Annotated in this window: 19 protein-coding genes and 1 pseudogene; 17 read left to right on the top strand and 3 right to left on the bottom strand. The window is 31.6% G+C overall.

Annotated elements, in window-relative coordinates; genetic code table 11:
- On the bottom strand, window positions 1-286 hold a 286-nt coding region (locus CAAU_RS11820), incomplete at its 3' end, for a UPF0236 family transposase-like protein (protein ID WP_040306608.1).
- Between the two features lie 126 nt (window positions 287-412).
- On the opposite strand from CAAU_RS11820, the pseudogene CAAU_RS11815 reads away from it, so the two are divergent.
- The 16 genes and pseudogenes from CAAU_RS11815 to CAAU_RS11740 form a co-directional block, all read left to right on the top strand.
- Window positions 413-718, top strand: a pseudogene (locus CAAU_RS11815) (tyrosine-type recombinase/integrase); the annotation flags it as partial.
- A 78-nt stretch (window positions 719-796) separates the two neighbouring features.
- Window positions 797-1,969 (top strand): phosphopentomutase, encoded by a 1,173-nt coding sequence (locus CAAU_RS11810; RefSeq protein WP_008909671.1) that lies wholly within the window; start codon window positions 797-799, stop codon window positions 1,967-1,969.
- 11 nt (window positions 1,970-1,980) lie between these two features.
- Window positions 1,981-2,799, top strand: a complete 819-nt coding sequence (locus CAAU_RS11805) for a purine-nucleoside phosphorylase (RefSeq protein ID WP_008909670.1) — start codon at window positions 1,981-1,983, stop codon at window positions 2,797-2,799.
- An 11-nt stretch (window positions 2,800-2,810) separates the two neighbouring features.
- Complete coding sequence (locus tag CAAU_RS11800; RefSeq protein ID WP_008909669.1) at window positions 2,811-3,629, top strand: purine-nucleoside phosphorylase; 819 nt, start codon at window positions 2,811-2,813, stop codon at window positions 3,627-3,629.
- A 15-nt stretch (window positions 3,630-3,644) separates the two neighbouring features.
- Window positions 3,645-4,970, top strand: a complete 1,326-nt coding sequence (locus CAAU_RS11795) for a pyrimidine-nucleoside phosphorylase (protein ID WP_008909668.1) — start codon at window positions 3,645-3,647, stop codon at window positions 4,968-4,970.
- Window positions 4,971-5,399: 429 nt separating this feature from the next.
- Window positions 5,400-6,551: a D-alanyl-D-alanine carboxypeptidase family protein gene (locus CAAU_RS11790; RefSeq protein WP_008909667.1), complete on the top strand. Its 1,152-nt coding sequence runs from the start codon at window positions 5,400-5,402 to the stop codon at window positions 6,549-6,551.
- A 97-nt stretch (window positions 6,552-6,648) separates the two neighbouring features.
- On the top strand, window positions 6,649-7,311 hold the full coding sequence (locus tag CAAU_RS11785; protein ID WP_008909666.1) for a tRNA nucleotidyltransferase/poly(A) polymerase family protein: 663 nt from the start codon (window positions 6,649-6,651) through the stop codon (window positions 7,309-7,311).
- 59 nt (window positions 7,312-7,370) lie between these two features.
- Window positions 7,371-7,751, top strand: a complete 381-nt coding sequence (locus CAAU_RS11780; protein WP_008909665.1) for a hypothetical protein — start codon at window positions 7,371-7,373, stop codon at window positions 7,749-7,751.
- A gap of 1 nt (window position 7,752) precedes the next feature.
- The gene (locus CAAU_RS11775) at window positions 7,753-8,373 is read left to right on the top strand and encodes a site-2 protease family protein (RefSeq protein WP_008909664.1); all 621 of its coding nucleotides are present in this window, start codon (window positions 7,753-7,755) and stop codon (window positions 8,371-8,373) included.
- Between the two features lie 4 nt (window positions 8,374-8,377).
- Window positions 8,378-9,112, top strand: a complete 735-nt coding sequence (locus CAAU_RS11770) for a segregation/condensation protein A (protein WP_008909663.1) — start codon at window positions 8,378-8,380, stop codon at window positions 9,110-9,112.
- Window positions 9,112-9,678, top strand: coding sequence for an SMC-Scp complex subunit ScpB (scpB, locus tag CAAU_RS11765; protein ID WP_008909662.1), 567 nt, complete (start codon window positions 9,112-9,114; stop codon window positions 9,676-9,678). The genes CAAU_RS11770 and scpB overlap by 1 nt, the downstream gene beginning before the upstream one ends.
- A gap of 50 nt (window positions 9,679-9,728) precedes the next feature.
- Entirely contained in the window at window positions 9,729-10,310 is a 582-nt protein-coding gene (locus CAAU_RS11760; protein ID WP_008909661.1) for a DUF2953 domain-containing protein, read from the top strand.
- Entirely contained in the window at window positions 10,267-10,698 is a 432-nt protein-coding gene (gene ytfJ / locus CAAU_RS11755; RefSeq protein ID WP_008909660.1) for a GerW family sporulation protein, read from the top strand. Before CAAU_RS11760 ends, ytfJ begins: the two co-directional genes overlap by 44 nt.
- A gap of 26 nt (window positions 10,699-10,724) precedes the next feature.
- Entirely contained in the window at window positions 10,725-11,849 is a 1,125-nt protein-coding gene (locus CAAU_RS11750) for a D-alanyl-D-alanine carboxypeptidase family protein (RefSeq protein WP_008909659.1), read from the top strand.
- Between the two features lie 68 nt (window positions 11,850-11,917).
- Entirely contained in the window at window positions 11,918-12,916 is a 999-nt protein-coding gene (locus tag CAAU_RS11745; protein WP_008909658.1) for a sulfide/dihydroorotate dehydrogenase-like FAD/NAD-binding protein, read from the top strand.
- Window positions 12,913-14,190, top strand: coding sequence for an FAD-dependent oxidoreductase (locus CAAU_RS11740; protein ID WP_008909657.1), 1,278 nt, complete (start codon window positions 12,913-12,915; stop codon window positions 14,188-14,190). The genes CAAU_RS11745 and CAAU_RS11740 overlap by 4 nt, the downstream gene beginning before the upstream one ends.
- A 14-nt stretch (window positions 14,191-14,204) precedes the next feature.
- Here the strand turns inward: CAAU_RS11740 and CAAU_RS11735 are convergent, their stop codons facing one another.
- Both CAAU_RS11735 and CAAU_RS11730 read right to left on the bottom strand, forming a co-directional pair.
- On the bottom strand, window positions 14,205-15,053 hold the full coding sequence (locus CAAU_RS11735; RefSeq protein ID WP_008909656.1) for a DegV family protein: 849 nt from the start codon (window positions 15,051-15,053) through the stop codon (window positions 14,205-14,207).
- 95 nt (window positions 15,054-15,148) lie between these two features.
- Complete coding sequence (locus CAAU_RS11730; protein ID WP_008909655.1) at window positions 15,149-15,310, bottom strand: zinc-ribbon domain-containing protein; 162 nt, start codon at window positions 15,308-15,310, stop codon at window positions 15,149-15,151.
- A gap of 152 nt (window positions 15,311-15,462) precedes the next feature.
- Here CAAU_RS11730 and CAAU_RS11725 point away from each other — a divergent pair, with 152 nt between their 5' ends.
- Window positions 15,463-16,167, top strand: coding sequence for a TVP38/TMEM64 family protein (locus CAAU_RS11725; protein ID WP_008909654.1), 705 nt, complete (start codon window positions 15,463-15,465; stop codon window positions 16,165-16,167).
- The last annotated feature ends 19 nt before the right edge of the window (window positions 16,168-16,186 follow it).

Here is a 16,186-nt window from a genome sequence, read left to right as displayed (position 1 = left end):
TGAATATTCTATTCCTCCTAGGAGCGTAATAAATACTTTTCTTGTCTTTTCTTTCAACTATCCATTCCTTTTTTCTCTTATCATCTTCTTTAATCGCTTTATCTAATTCTTCTAAAAAGTCTTTTATTATATTCCTTCCAAGTTCATCAGTCGATTCTTTAACTACCTCAACAAGTTTTGTAAAATCCCATTCTTTTGACAGCATTTCTTCTACATTTTTTATTAATTTAGTAGTGAAATTTATTAAATGTTGTTGTATAATATCATGTTGTATAATATTATTCAAAAGAGACACCCCCTTATTGATTTGTGTTTTTTCCACTTTTTATTTTACCACAGGGGTTGTCTCTTTTAAATTTTTTGTCCTTTTTCGTCCTACAATAATTTTACACTATGAAAATATATGACACTAAGGGATAAATTATTGGCAGGAAAGGAAGAAAAAGCACTCTTTGTCAACAATAAAGGAGATAGGATGACAAGACAGGGTTTTTGGAAAATATTAAAGTATTATGCTAATTTGGCTAATATACAAAAAGAAATAACTCCAAACATAATAAGGCATTCCTTTGCAGCACATTTGATAGAAAATGGAGCGGATTTAAAATCTTTACAGGAATTATTAGGACATTCAGATATATCAACAACTCAAATCTATGCAGAACTTTACAAATATAAAATTGGTGAAGTTTATAAAAAATCGCATCCAAGGGCATAATGCCCTTTTTATTTTTTTAAAAATGTTGTATAATAAAATTCCAAAAATATTTACTGGCTGTGCGAAGGAGGATATTTTATGATTAACCGCGTTGTTTTGATAGTTATGGACAGCGTTGGAATAGGCGAATTACCAGATGCTCATACTTATAACGATCAAGGAAGTGACACTTTAGGTAATATTTCTAAGGCAATTGGGGGATTAAAACTTCCAAATATGCAAAGATTAGGCCTTGGAAATATAGATGACATAAAGGGTATTGAGCCTGTTGATGCACCAGAAGGAAGCTATGGAAGATCAGGTGAAATGTCTAAAGGTAAAGATACTACTACAGGACATTGGGAAATTGCTGGGCTTATTCTTGAAAGACCTTTCCCTACATATCCAAATGGCTTTCCAAAAGAGTTAATAGAAGAATTTGAAAGAAGAATAGGAACGAAAACTCTAGGGAATAAACCGGCATCTGGAACAGCTATCATAGAGGAATTAGGAGATGAGCATGTTAAGACAGGCTATCCAATAGTTTATACATCTGCAGATAGCGTATTTCAAATTGCAGCCCACGAGGAGGTTATTCCTCTTGAAAGGCTTTATGAAATGTGCAGAATTGCAAGAGAAATGCTCGTTGGAGAACATGGCGTAGGAAGAGTAATTGCAAGACCTTTTATAGGAACATCAGGGAACTATAAAAGAACATCCAACAGAAGAGATTTTGCTTTGAAACCATTTAATAAAACATTGTTAAACTATATTCAAGAAAGTGGAATGGATGTATGTGCAGTTGGAAAAATAGAAGATATTTATGATGGATATGGAATAACAAAGGCAGTGCATACTAAAAATAATATGGATGGAGTAGATAAAACAATCGAATATATGAAGATGAATACAAAGGGATTAATTTTCACTAATTTAGTTGACTTCGATATGCTCTATGGGCACAGAAATGATGTCCAAGGATATGCTAAAGCCTTAATGGATTTTGATGCAAGGATTCCTGAAATAATTGATAATTTAAGGGATGATGATGTCCTTATAATAACAGCTGATCATGGTTGTGATCCGACCACAGAAAGCACAGACCATTCAAGAGAATATATTCCAATATTAGTTTACGGTAAAAACATTAAAAGTGGAGTGAATTTAGGGACAAGAAAAACTTTTGCTGATATCGGAAAAACAATAGCTGAACTTTTAAATGTAAATGCAAACATAAACGGTGAAAGTTTTGCAAAGGAAATATTAAAATAAGAGGTGATATCATGCAGGAATTAACTAAAATCAAGGAAGCAGCAGAATTTATAAAGAGCAAAATCCCACATGTTCCAGAAATTGCTATAATACTAGGCTCTGGATTAGGAATATTAGCAGATGAAGTTGAGGATAAAATTGAAATACCTTATAGCGATATTCCAAACTTTCCTGTCTCCACTGTTGCAGGCCATGCGGGTAAATTTATTTTTGGAAGATTAGAGGATAAAAATGTATTGCTCATGAATGGTAGATTCCATTTTTATGAAGGTTATTCTATGAAGGAAGTTACGCTTCCTATTAGAGTATTTAAAATGCTTGGAGTTAAAAAGCTAATTGTTACGAACGCGGCAGGTGGAGTAAATACAAATTTTAAACCAGGGGATCTTATGATTATAAAGGACCATATTAATTTTTCAATGGCTAATCCATTAATAGGACGAAACATTGAAGAGTTTGGACCAAGATTTCCAGATATGTCTAATCCTTATGATAAGGAATTAATAGAAATAGCCAAAAATGTTTCCAAGGATATTGATGTTCCTGTTGTCGAAGGTGTATACTTTATGCTAACAGGACCTAACTATGAAACTCCAGCTGAAATACGAGCAATAAGAAAGCTTGGTGGAGATGCTGTTGGTATGTCAACAGTTCCTGAGGTTATAGTGGCAAATCATTCAGGAATAAAGGTATTAGGCATTTCCTGCATAACTAATATGGCAGCTGGAATATTAGATCAACCTCTTAATCATGAGGAAGTTATTGAAACTTCAATGAAGGTTAGAGAAAAGTTTATAAAGCTTGTTAGAGGAATTGTAAGTAAAATGTAGGAGGGATAAGAATGAATTATTTAGAAAAAATAATGGAGGCAAAGGAATACATAAAATCCAAGATTGAAAGGACACCTGATGTTGCTGTTATATTGGGATCAGGACTTGGAAAACTTGCTGACGAAATTGAAAACAAAATGGTTATTAAATACAGCGAAGTTCCGCATTTCCCAGAGTCAACAGTAGTAGGGCATGCTGGTGAATTTATTTTTGGATACATTGGAGATAAATATGTTATGGCCATGAATGGAAGATTCCATTATTACGAAGGACACGATTTAAAGGACGTGACTTTGCCTATAAGAGTTATGAGGGCATTGGGCATTGAAAAGATAATCGTCACAAACGCAGCTGGGGGAATGAATCCAGAATTTGAAGCGGGTGACCTAATGATTATTATAGACCATATAAATATGATAGGAGCTAATCCACTTATAGGTAAAAACTATGAGGAGCTTGGACCAAGGTTTCCTGATATGTCGGAGGCATATAATAGAGGACTTATTAGGCTTGCAGAAGAATGTGCCGAAAGGATAAATGTTAAAGTTCAAAAGGGTGTATATGTTGCTGTATCAGGACCCAATTATGAGACACCGGCAGAACTTAGAATGTTAAGATATATGGGGGCAGATGCAGTAGGAATGTCAACAGTTCCTGAGGTTATTGTTGCAAACCATGGTGGTATGAAGGTTCTTGGTATTTCTTGTATTACTGACATGGCTATTCCAGATAATTTAGAGCCCCTTGATCATGAAAGGGTTGTTGCTACAGCAGCAAAGGCAACAGAAAAATTTGTTAAATTAGTTAAGGAAATCATCAAATCCATGTAATAGGGGGATAATCCTATGAGAATGTATGATATTATTTTGAAGAAAAGAAATGGTGGAGAACTAACAAAAGAAGAAATTGAATTTGTAGTTAATGGGTATACTAAGGGAGAAATTCCAGACTATCAAGTTTCAGCCCTTCTTATGGCAATTTATTTTCAAAAGATGAATAAAAGGGAAACTGCAGACCTTACAATGGCTATGGTTAATTCAGGAGAAGTTGTTGATTTATCTGCAATTGAAGGAATCAAAGTTGACAAACATTCAACGGGGGGAGTTGGAGATACAACAACTTTAGTTCTTGGGCCTATGGTTGCAGCAGCAGGAGCACCTGTTGCAAAGATGTCAGGAAGAGGTCTTGGACATACTGGTGGAACTTTAGATAAACTTGAATCAATAAAAGGTCTTAGCATTGAAATGCCTAAGGAAAAATTTATTGAAAATGTAAATAAAGTAAAACTTGCAGTAGCAGGTCAAACTGCTAATTTAGCACCTGCAGATAAAAAACTTTATGCTTTGAGAGATGTTACTGCAACTGTTGATAATATATCTTTAATTGCTTCAAGTATTATGAGTAAAAAAATTGCAGCAGGTGCTGATGCCATTGTGTTAGATGTTAAAACTGGTGCAGGGGCATTTATGAAGACTTTAGATGATTCCTTTGCCCTTGCAAAAGAGATGGTGGATATCGGAACTAATGTAGGAAGAAATACTATTGCCATAGTTTCAGATATGGATGAACCTCTTGGATTTGCTGTTGGTAATGCTTTAGAAGTAAAGGAAGCGATTGATACACTGAAGGGAAAAGGCCCCAAGGATTTATATGAGCTTTGCATGACCCTCGGTTCATATATGCTTATTTTAGCAAAGAAGGCCGATAATGTAGAAACAGCAAGAGAGATTTTAGAAGATACAATTAGAACTGGTGCAGCATTAAATAAATTCAAAGAATTTGTTGCAGCTCAAGGTGGAGATCCTGAAGTTATAGATAATCCAGAACTTTTACCAAAGGCAGAACACATTATAGAGTTTAAGGCAGAAGAAAGCGGCTATGTAAATAAAATAGTGGCAATTGAAGTTGGTTTAGCTGCCCTTGTTTTAGGAGCAGGTAGGGAAACAAAGGAAAGCCAAATAGACCTTGCTGTTGGAGTTGTTTTAAATAAGAAGGTTGGAGATTATGTGGAAAAGGGAGAACCGCTTGCTTATATTCATGTAAACGATATGAGCAAATTAAAGGATTGTGAAGAAAGATTAAAGAGGGCCTTCCAAGTAACAAAGGAAAAACCAGAACACAGACCACTTATTTTTGGTGTTGTTACAAAAGAAGGAATACAAAGATACTAAGCACGATATAGTTTTATATCGTGCTTTCAGACTGTTGAAAAAGTTGTTTTTTGATAAGCCCCGTGAAGGATTTCCCTGGCATTCGCTCATTTCGTTAAGCAATTCTAAGCTTTTCTTTGTTTTCAAAAGTCCTACCCTCGTGAGCCGACATCCTTGTCGGCCACTCGGCTCTGCACTTCCGTGTGCAGAATTACGGACTTTTGAAAAGTCGAAAAGCAAGAATTGCTAAAACTCATGAGAGATGCCTTTTTGAAATCCATTCACGGGGCTCTTGTAAAGTCTAAACACCAATGAGAGTTTGTCTACAATCTGTAAGCACGATATAGTTTTATATCGTGCTTTTTATATTGAGAATACCTCCTAAGTAAGATAATAAAAAGATTCAAGCAGGGAATAATAAAATTAGATAAAAAACAGGGAGGGAATTTAATGAGAAGATACATAGCTTTGTTAATATCATTAATAATGCTCTTAACTCCAACTCAAGTTTTTGCTAAAAATACTGATGGATTAAAACTGGATTGCAGATCAGCTCTGCTTATGGAGAACTCATCAGGCAAAATTTTATATGAAATGAATGCAAACGAGAAGGTTTATCCAGCAAGCGTTACCAAAATAATGGTAATGCTACTAACTATGGAGGCCATAGACAGGGGAGATATTAAACTTACTGATAAGGTCGTCGTAAGTCCAAGAGCAAAATCCATGGGCGGAAGCACTATGTTTTTGGAGCAGGGTGAAATAAGAACTGTTGAGGAACTTTTAAAGGGTGTTGCAGTAGAATCGGCAAATGATGCGTCGGTTGCCCTTGCAGAATTTTTGGCAGGAACAGAGGAAGCGTTTGTTGAGAAGATGAACAAAAGAGCAAAGGAACTTGGTATGAATAACACTCATTTTGTAAATTGCACTGGATTCTTTGATCCAAATCATTATACCTCAGCTTTAGATGTAGCTATAATGTCTAGGGAACTTTTAAAACATCCAAAAATTTTGGACTATACCAAAATATGGATGGAAACTATTAGCGAAGGTCGAAAGGAACCTTTTACTCTTGTTAATAGAAATAAAATGATAAAAAGCTATCATGGATGTGATGGATTAAAAACTGGTTATGTAAAGGAATCTATGTATTGTATATCAGCAACAGCTCAAAGAAATGGAATAAGGTTCATTGCAGTAGTAATGGGTGCTCCATCAGCAAAGGAAAGAAATGAGATGGCAGCAAAGCTATTGGATACTGGATTTGCAAAGTATGAATCTATTACCGTTGTAAAAAAGGGTGATATTGTTGGCGAAATTAAATTGCCAATGGCAAAGCCTGAAAAAGTAAAATTAATAGCTAACGAAGATTTAAAAATTTTATTGGAAAAAGGAACGAAGATTAATTATGAAACAAAAATTGAACTTTTTAAAGATCTAAAGCTTCCGATTAAAAAGGGTGATGCAGTTGGGATTATAAAAGCAGTTGAAGGGGAAAAGGTTTATGCTCAAGCACAAGTTATTGTAGACCAAGATATTAATAAGGCAACTTATTTTGATTTGCTGGAGAAGATGTTTAAAATATATTTAAACTTAAGATAGTAAACGGGTAGGCAATTCTACCCGTTTAAATTATCTCTTGAATCTCTTAAATAAAAATTATATACTTAAGTAGATGCTCATTTTTAGGGTGATGGACATGAATATTAATATTGAAAGTGATGAAATAATAAGTTATTTTAAAAAGTTATTTGATAGATATGATTTTAAGTTTTATTTAGTTGGGGGAGCTATAAGGGATAAAATTCTTTCTTTAGAACCAATGGACTACGATTTTGTTGTAGAAGCAGAAGAAGATGATTATTTTTATATTTTAGAAAACCTTTCAAAGGAATTAAATTTTGATTTTAAGTATCATAAGCACTATAGAACGGCAATTTTACAATATAAAGATAAAAGAATAGATTTAGCTATGTCGCGAAGGGAGTTTTATCCTGTCCCTGCATCTAAACCAATTGTATTTCCTACGAATATCTATGAAGATTTAAAAAGAAGAGACTTTACTATAAATTCTTTAGCCTATGACATAAAAGGCAAAATTTTAATTGATCCTTTTAATGGGTTAGAGGATATTAAAGAGAAAAGGATAAGGGTATTGCATGATTTGAGCTTTAGAGATGATCCATCAAGAATTTTTAGGGGAATAAAATATGCTTCACGATTTAACTTTAATTTCGACAAAAGGACCTTTGACTTGATTAAACTTGCTTTATCTATTGGATATGTTAATTTATTGCCAGGAAATAGACTTAGAAATGAGATTATTGCAGCATTACAAGAAAAAATATTAAATATACTTTGAGTATCTTACAGGAATTAAAACTGTTTAATACTTTAATCGGCGATGATTTTAAACTAAATATGAATTTTGATGAGGAAGAGTTCAACAATCTAAAAGATGAAGAAAAATTTATTGTTTTATTTTATAAAAATGATGAAGAAATTATCTTAAAATCAATGGAAATCCTAAACCTTAGTAATAATTTTAAATTAAATTGTGAATTGCTAAAGCAGGTTGATAAATTAATAGGCGATAATGTTAAGGAATTATATAGGTATTTAATAATAAATATAAATAAAATCAATAAAAAAGTATTATATTGTTTATTCAGTAAACATGAAAGTATTACTAATTATATTCGAAATATAGATGGGATTAAAAGTGACTTTAAAGGACTTGAAAAGGAAGATATAGTGAGTTATAAAATAGAAAAATTATTGGAATTTTGGGGGAGAGAATAAGATGAACAATTATGATTTTGGAACTTTTATATTAACTGCAATTGCTATAGTTTTGTCTTTGACTGTCCATGAATACTCCCATGCATTGATTTCAACTGCCCAAGGGGATGAAACTCCCAAATATTATAATAGATTAACTATAAATCCCTTCTCCCATGTGGACTTATTAGGACTTTTATCATTATTTTTATTTAAGTTCGGTTGGGCAAAGCCAGTTCCTATAAATCCTTCTAATTATAAAAATCAAAGACTTGGGACTATTTTGACATCATTAGCAGGACCGGTATCTAATTTATTGTTATCATTCTTGGCTGCAATTATTTATTTTAAGTTTCAGCCTGAATCTTATGCGGTTATTTATTTTTTAAAGGATTTAATCTTGATCAATGTTGGTTTCGCTGTATTTAATATGCTCCCATTTCCTCCCCTTGATGGTTCAAAGATTTTTGCTGAATTATTTAGGGGGAAAATAGCTGATTTAATTTATTCAATTGAAGGCAAAGGAATATTTATTTTGTTCCTACTATTGATGTTTCCACCCTTTGAAAATTTTATAGCTAGGTTGATTGAGTTTGTATTTAATGGAGTAATTGTTATTGCAATACAATTAGTTAGCAGGTGATTATATGTCTATTAATATAAAACTTGATGTTTTTGAAGGCCCTTTGGACCTTTTATTGCATTTGATTAAAAAGGCAGAAGTTGATATTTATAATATACCTATAACTGAGATTACTGAACAATATTTAGAGTATCTTAAGGCTATGGAGGAATTAGACTTAGAAATAGCCAGTGAATTTATAGTTATGGCTGCAACTTTATTGGAGCTAAAATCTAAGATGCTTCTTCCAAAGCCAAAAATAAATGAAGAAGAGGCTGCTGATCAGGATCCAAGAATAGAACTTGTTGAAAAACTAGTAGAATATAAAAAATTTAAAGAGTTTGCTAATTTTTTAAGGGAAATAACTCAGGATTATGAATTATATTTCAAGGAACCTGAAGTTATTGATGACATTAAAGAAAATAAAGACATCTTTTTAAAAAATGTTAATTTAGAAAATATTATGCATGCCTTTAAAAGGGTAATGGATTCATACAAAAAAAGGTATAATAAGCGAAGTAGCATTTCCCAAAACATAGATCATGATGAATATAAGATTGAGGATAAGATGGATGAGATATTAAGACTTTTAAAAAATAAAAAGAAGATGAAATTTAGCGAATTTTTTACTAGTGCAAGAACAAAACTGGAAATTGTAGTTATATTTTTAGCTATGCTGGAGTTGATTAAGTTAAGACATATTAAGGTGTTTCAAGAGGATAATTTTTCAGATATATTAATCGAGGGGATGGTAAATTAATGGAGGAATACTTATTTGATTTAAAAACACAGAGGGATATAGATAGAATAAAAGGTATCATTGAAAGTATATTGTTTGTTTCAGGTGAAGCAGTATTAAAAAAGGATTTGATCAATGTATTAAATATTTATGAGAAGGATTTTGAATGGATTATTAAGGAAATGATTGATGAATATGAAAACGAAAAAAGAGGAATTTTTATATTGGAATTTAATGATAAGCTTCAGTTTTCTACAAAACCTGAATATAGCAGTTTTATAAGAAAGCTTTTTAGGCCTGAATCAAAACATAATTTGTCACAGGCTGCCTTAGAAACCTTAGCAATTATTGCATATAAACAACCTATAACTAAATCTGAAATAGATGAGATTAGAGGAGTAAGAAGCGATAAGGCAATTTCAACCTTATTAGAATATGGATTAATTCGTGAGGCTGGTAGATTAGAAACAGTTGGAAGACCAATAATTTATGAAACAACGGAAGAATTTTTAAAGTATTTTGGATTTAAAAATTTAAGTGAATTACCAAATTTAATTGAATTTAATTTGGAAAAAAAGGAAGAATAAATATATGAAGATATATTTATTCTTCCTTTTTTGTTTATGGGGTGAATTATATGAAATTATTACTATTATTATCCATTTTTTTTATTATTGTAGTTATATTTTCAAAAACGTATATAGAAATATATTTTAATTTAAACAAACTAAATATTAAATTAAATTTTTTATATGTTATAAAAATAAACTTATTTGAAAAAAATATTAAAGAGAAAAATAAAACTAAGTCTGTCAGGAAAGAAAAAACAAGAGGTAATGTAGAAATATTAGAATTAGTTAGAGATTTAATAAGTAATTTACTTCACCGTCTTGATGTAAATTTAGATATATATTTTTTATTTGGGACGAAGGAACCGCATATTACTGCTATACTTTATGGTATGATAAATTCTTTTTTAGGTTCGCTTTATCCAATACTGAAAGATACATTTAAAAACTATAATCAAAAAATAAATATTATTCCTGTATTCGACAAAGAATTATATGATCTTAAATTAGATATTCTAATAAAAATTCAAAATCTTTATTTAATATGGATGTCAATAATTTTTTTATCAAAATACATAAAGAAAAAAGGAAAGGGTGGTTTTAGGTATGGAACATCCAATAGAAGCATTAATGAGAACTACAATGGATAGCCTCAAGGAGATGATAGATGTCAACACGATAGTTGGCGATCCAGTGGAAACTAAGGACGGAAGTGTCATAATTCCCATTTCGAAGGTTAGCATAGGCTTTGCATCTGGAGGAAGTGAATTTGCAAGGGAAGGAAAAATCGATGAAAAAGCAAAATTTCCATTCGGCGGCGGAAGCGGTGCAGGGATGGCTGTAAGTCCAGTAGCATTTTTAGTAGTTTCAAAGGATTCGGTAAAGTTACTTCCTGTAAATCAAGCTAATTCAATTGAAAGAATTATAGATGGAATACCTGATCTTATTGAAGATATTGTAAATTATTTTAAAAAAGATAAAAGTGTAAATATAAAAAATGCATATTCAAGCGAAGATGGAGGTTTTAATGCAACATAAATTAAGGCTATGGAGGTAGGACAAAATTGAGAAGAATTTTTATAGTTATTTTTTCTTTATTTATTCTTTCAGTCCCTTGCTTAAATGTTTTAGCAAATTCTAAAGAATTAAACTTAAATTGTGTGGCGGCCACAATATTAGATCAAGAATCTGGTAGAATTTTGTATAGCAAAAATGGAAACAAAATATTGCCAATGGCAAGCACTACTAAGATAATGACTGCCATTGTGGCTATTGAGAGGGGAAATATAAAAGACGTAGTTACAGTTTCAACTAAAGCAGCATCGGTGCCTGGAAGTTCAGCTGGTCTTAGAGCAGGCGATAAAGTGACTTTAGAAGAACTTCTTTATGGACTTATGCTAAAATCGGGAAACGATGCTGCAGTTGCTATTGCTGAACATATCGCTGGTAATGTGCAAAATTTTGTTAAACTGATGAATGATAAAGCATTAGAAATTGGGGCATTAAACACAAGTTTCATTACGCCCCATGGGCTAGATGCAGAGGATCATTTTACAACTGCTAACGATTTAGCAAAAATAACTGCATATGCAATGAAAAATGATTTATTTGCAAAAATAGTTGCAACAAAAGAAATTTCTAGTGGAATTACAGGACCTTTTAAGTATTCTTATAACAATATAAATAAATTTTTGTTTAGAGTTGATAACTCTGATGGTGTTAAAACGGGATACACTGGTAATGCAGGCAAATGTTTAGTAGCATCAGTTAGACACAAGTTTGGAAGATATATCTGTGTAGTTTTAAATAGTGCGGATAGATGGAAGGATGCAGAGAAGTTAGTGCAATATGCATCAAAAAATTATATTTTTATAAAAGCTTTTGATAGAAATGAAATAATAAAAAATATTCCGCTTTATGGAGGAACCGAAAAAAATATCTTTGCCCAAACAAAATCAGACTTATATTTACCTATTCTTCCAGAAGAAAAGAATAAAATCAAAGTTGAGCTTTTTTCACCTTCGGTGCTATTTGCGCCCATAGCAAAAGATGAGATAGTGGGGAATGTTGTAGTGAAAATTGATGATAGTATTATATCAAAGTCCCCTTTGATAAGTGATAGAGATGTTAGAAGAAAAAACTTTATAGACATGATAAAGGATGTATTTTTACGAGCTGTTAGAAAATAACAGCTCATTTTTTGTAACCAAAATTAACAATAATGAATATTTTAATTATATGGGAAGGGGGGACGGTCATGTTTAAATTTGTAGACTGTATTGATGCTGGCACGGAATATTGTCCTTGCTATTTAGCAGAAAAGGGTGAGTGCATTATTTGTTCTCAATTAAAAGGAAGGGCCTTTTGTGATTGCCTAAACTGGAAGGGAACTTGTATTTTTCAAGAATATACGTGGAACAATAATAAAGCCAAAAAAGCAAGAGATTTTAAAGAATATGTCCTAAAGAGCATCAATTTTCTAAGAGATGATTTGATTATAATGGAGGTATTTGTAAACCCATATTTAGCAAAACAATTAAATAATATCGGATCATATGTATTTTTAAAAAAGCCCCAATCCCCTCACTGTTTTGCAATGCCAGTTTCGATTATGAAAAGCAATATAAAAAATAATGTAATTACAATGGCAATTAAAATATTGGGGGTAAAAACAAAAGATATTTTAGATTGCAAAGAAAAAGTTGAGATTAAAGGTCCATACTGGAATGGAGTTCAAGGTCAGATATTTCTAAAAAACTTAAAAAATAGTGAAATATTAATATCTGCAAGGGGAGTTGCTGCATCGCCCTGCGTTATGGTGGCGAACAAATTAAAAAAACACAATAATAATGTAATTGTCATATTAGACAAAGGACGTAGTAACGAAAATTTTGCCAAAAAAGAATTTTTAGATTTAGGATGCAAAGTATACGATGTCAACATGATAGACTATTCAAATTATACACTTAAGGATGAGTTTAAGAAACTAATTAATGAGCTGATGAGAAAGCATGATTTTAAAGTAACTATGTCAGGTGGCAGCGATGAGTTTCATAGACTTTATCTTAATTATATTTATTCAGTAAATAAAAATTTAAACTTTGCAACGGTAAATAATGCTTTGATGACGTGTGGTGAGGGTGTATGCGGGAGTTGTCATTTAAAACTTTGCAACGGACAAGTTATTAGGGGATGTAAACAACAATATAATCCTGCGGAGGTTTTCATCAATATAAAAGGGGATGTTAATATATGATGGTAATTGTTATAGGTGGAGGATGGGCAGGTTGTGCAGCTGCATTACAGGCTAAAAAATGTGGTGCTGAGGTTTTAATTATTGAAAAAACTGATATGCTTTTGGGACTTGGAAATGTTGGAGGAATAATTAGAAATAATGGTAGATGGACAGCCGCAGAAGAGATGATAGCCCTAGGAGGAGGAGACCTATTTGAAATAGCTGATAGATGTGCAAGGCACAAAAATGTTGAATTCCCAGGCCACAAACATGCAACTTTATATGATGTTAATATTATTGAAGCTGAGGTTAGAAAATATTTATATTCAATGGGAATTAATATTATGTTTGAAAATAGAGTTGTAGATGTAGAAATGGAAGGGAGAAGAATTAAATCTGTTTATTTACACGATGGAACCGAAATTGAAGGGGATGTTTTTATTGAAACTACTGGATCTACGGGACCTATTGGGAATTGCTTAAGATATGGAAACGGTTGTTCAATGTGTATATTGCGTTGCCCATCTTATGGACCAAGAATAAGTATTTCAATGAGGGCGGGGGTTGAAGATCTTCAAGGACTTAGAGGGGATGAAAGTTTTGGTGCCATGAGCGGATCCTGCAAATTAGAAAAGGATTCCCTCTCTAAAGAATTACAAGAACAACTAGATAAAGATGGAGTAGTAGTTATTCCGGTTCCTAAAGAAGATATAAATTTAGATAAATTAAAAAATAAAGTCTGTCAACAATATGCTCTAAAGGAATTTGCTGAAAATATTGTCTTATTAGATACAGGCCATGCAAAACTAATGACAAGCTATTATCCTTTAGAAAAACTTAGAAAAATTCCTGGATTTGAAAGAGCAAGATTTATAGACCCCTATTCAGGAGGCAAAGCTAATTCGATAAGGTATCTATCAATGGCACCAAGGGATAATCATATGAAGGTAGTTGGTATTGACAATTTATTTGTAGGTGGAGAAAAGAGCGGGCTCTTTGTTGGACATACAGAAGCTATTGTAACGGGAACATTGGCAGGATATAATGCAGTAAGAGCAGGGCTTGGATTGAATTTGGTAGAACTTCCTACTTCGCTTGCGGTTGGGGATATAATAAAATTTGAAAATGAAAGCAAACAAACTATTGAAGGTTTAAAGCAAAGATATACCTTTGCGGGGGCTGTTTACTTTGAAAGGATGAAGGAATTAAATCTTTATATTACTGATGTTGATAAAATACGTAAAAAAGTAGAGGGATTATTTTTGAAAGACTTTTTTAAGAATAAAATAATTTAAGGGGCTTGTGCCCCTTATTCTATTGGTAAAAAAGTTAAACCTATAAGTCCAGGCCCAGAATGCACTCCAAGAGCAGGACTTACTTCGTTTACTATAATTTCTTTAACAGAAGATATATTTTTAATTTTATTTGCAAGTTCATTGGCTTCATTTTCTACATTTGCATGGGGAATACCAACTATTATAGATTTATAATTTTTAGAATACAAAAGTAATTCATCAATCATCTTTGCTACAGCTTGATTTTTTCCCCTGACCTTTGAAAACATATAATATTTGCCATGTTCATCTACAGAAATTATTGGTTTAAGATTTAATAAAGATCCTATTTTAGCAGCAAAACCGCTAATTCTCCCGCCCTTTTTTAAATATTCTAATGTATCAACTGTAAAAAATCCTTTTACTCTATTTTTTAAAACTTCTATTTTATCTAAAATTTCATCATAATGGTATCCGTTTTTTATCATTTTAGCTGTTTCATAGACTAAAAGCCCAAGTCCTAAGGAAAGAATTTTCGAATCTACTACTGATATATAAATATCGCTGATTTCTTCCTTAACAAGTTTGAACATATCATATGTGCCGCTTAAGCCTGAAGATATAGTTAATGCAATGCAATGGGTAAATCCTTTTTGTTTTAATTCGTTTAGTTTTGAAACAACATCATAAGGAGATGGCATTGACGTTTTGGGAACCTCAATATCTAAGTTTTGATAAATTTCAATAGGTTTAATATCCATTCCATCTCTATATTCATTGTTTTTATATATGATCCTTAGAGGAATTACATTAATTCCGTATTCGTCTATTATCCTTTGTGGAAGATCACATGAGCTGTCGGTAACAAGAGCGACTTTTTCCATAAATTAACCTCCTAATATTTTAAGGTTATTATAACATTAAATCTATGAAAAATCTAATAAAAATTATGTAACATAAAAAAAGGGGATAACTCCCCTTATCTTGCTGAAGGTCTTCGCTCTTGTTTTTTTGCTTTTCTACATTTTGGACATCTTACTGGATCGTTTTCAAATCCCTTTTCTTTGTAGAATTTTTGCTCACCTTCAGTAAATATAAATTCTTTACCGCAGTCTTTGCAGATTATAGATTTGTCTGCCATAAAAAAAACCTCCTAACTTATATTGGTGATGTTAATAATATTTCCAATAAACATAAAAATATACAATGAATTGAAAAATATTTAATTTAATTGAAATAATACACATAAAATGATAAAATTAACTAAAAAGGATGAGTAAAGGGGTTAAACTGATGCATAAAGAGGTTATAGGCGAAAAAAGTATAAAAAGAAATGTTTTAATTATTTTATTGTTTTTATCTATTTCATTGTTCTTATTAATTAAATATCAGCTTTATGATATAAATAAGTTAAGAGGCATAATTGGTTATAATAAAGTTATTGCACCTTTTATATTTTTAATATTATGCACCGTAAGACCACTTCTACTTTTACCAGTTGGTATTTTTTCAACATTGGGAGGATTAATTTTTGGTGCATTATTAGGAACCTTTTATACTTTGGTTGGAAGTATTTTAGGTTCAATAATTGCTTATTTTTTAGCAAAAAAATTTGGAAAGGATTTGGTGGATAGGTTATTAAAAGGAAGATACAGCAGAATAAAAATAAATTCAAAGGAAAACGGATTTATTATTACATTTATTTTAAGGGTTGTTCCAATACTACCCTTTGATGCTGTAAGTTATATTTGTGGAATTTCTAACATAACATTCAAGGATTACCTTTTAGGAACTATAATAGGCATTATTCCTGGGACTTTTATTTATAGCTACTTTGGTAGTTCCCTTAAAAATATAAAGTCTAAAAAATTTTATATAGCAATACTTTTACTTTTGCTTTTGAGTTTAATACCTTTTATTTATAAAAGATATTCTACTAAAATTAAAGCAGTCGAATTTGAGGAGGATAATGACAGATTGACAAAAAAAATAAAGTGACTATAATTATACATGTAAA

The organism is Caloramator australicus RC3, from assembly GCF_000297115.1.
Classification (GTDB): domain Bacteria; phylum Bacillota; class Clostridia; order Clostridiales; family Caloramatoraceae; genus Caloramator; species Caloramator australicus.
Note: the sequence above shows the minus strand (reverse complement) of the source record. Positions and strands in the feature narration are given on the sequence as shown.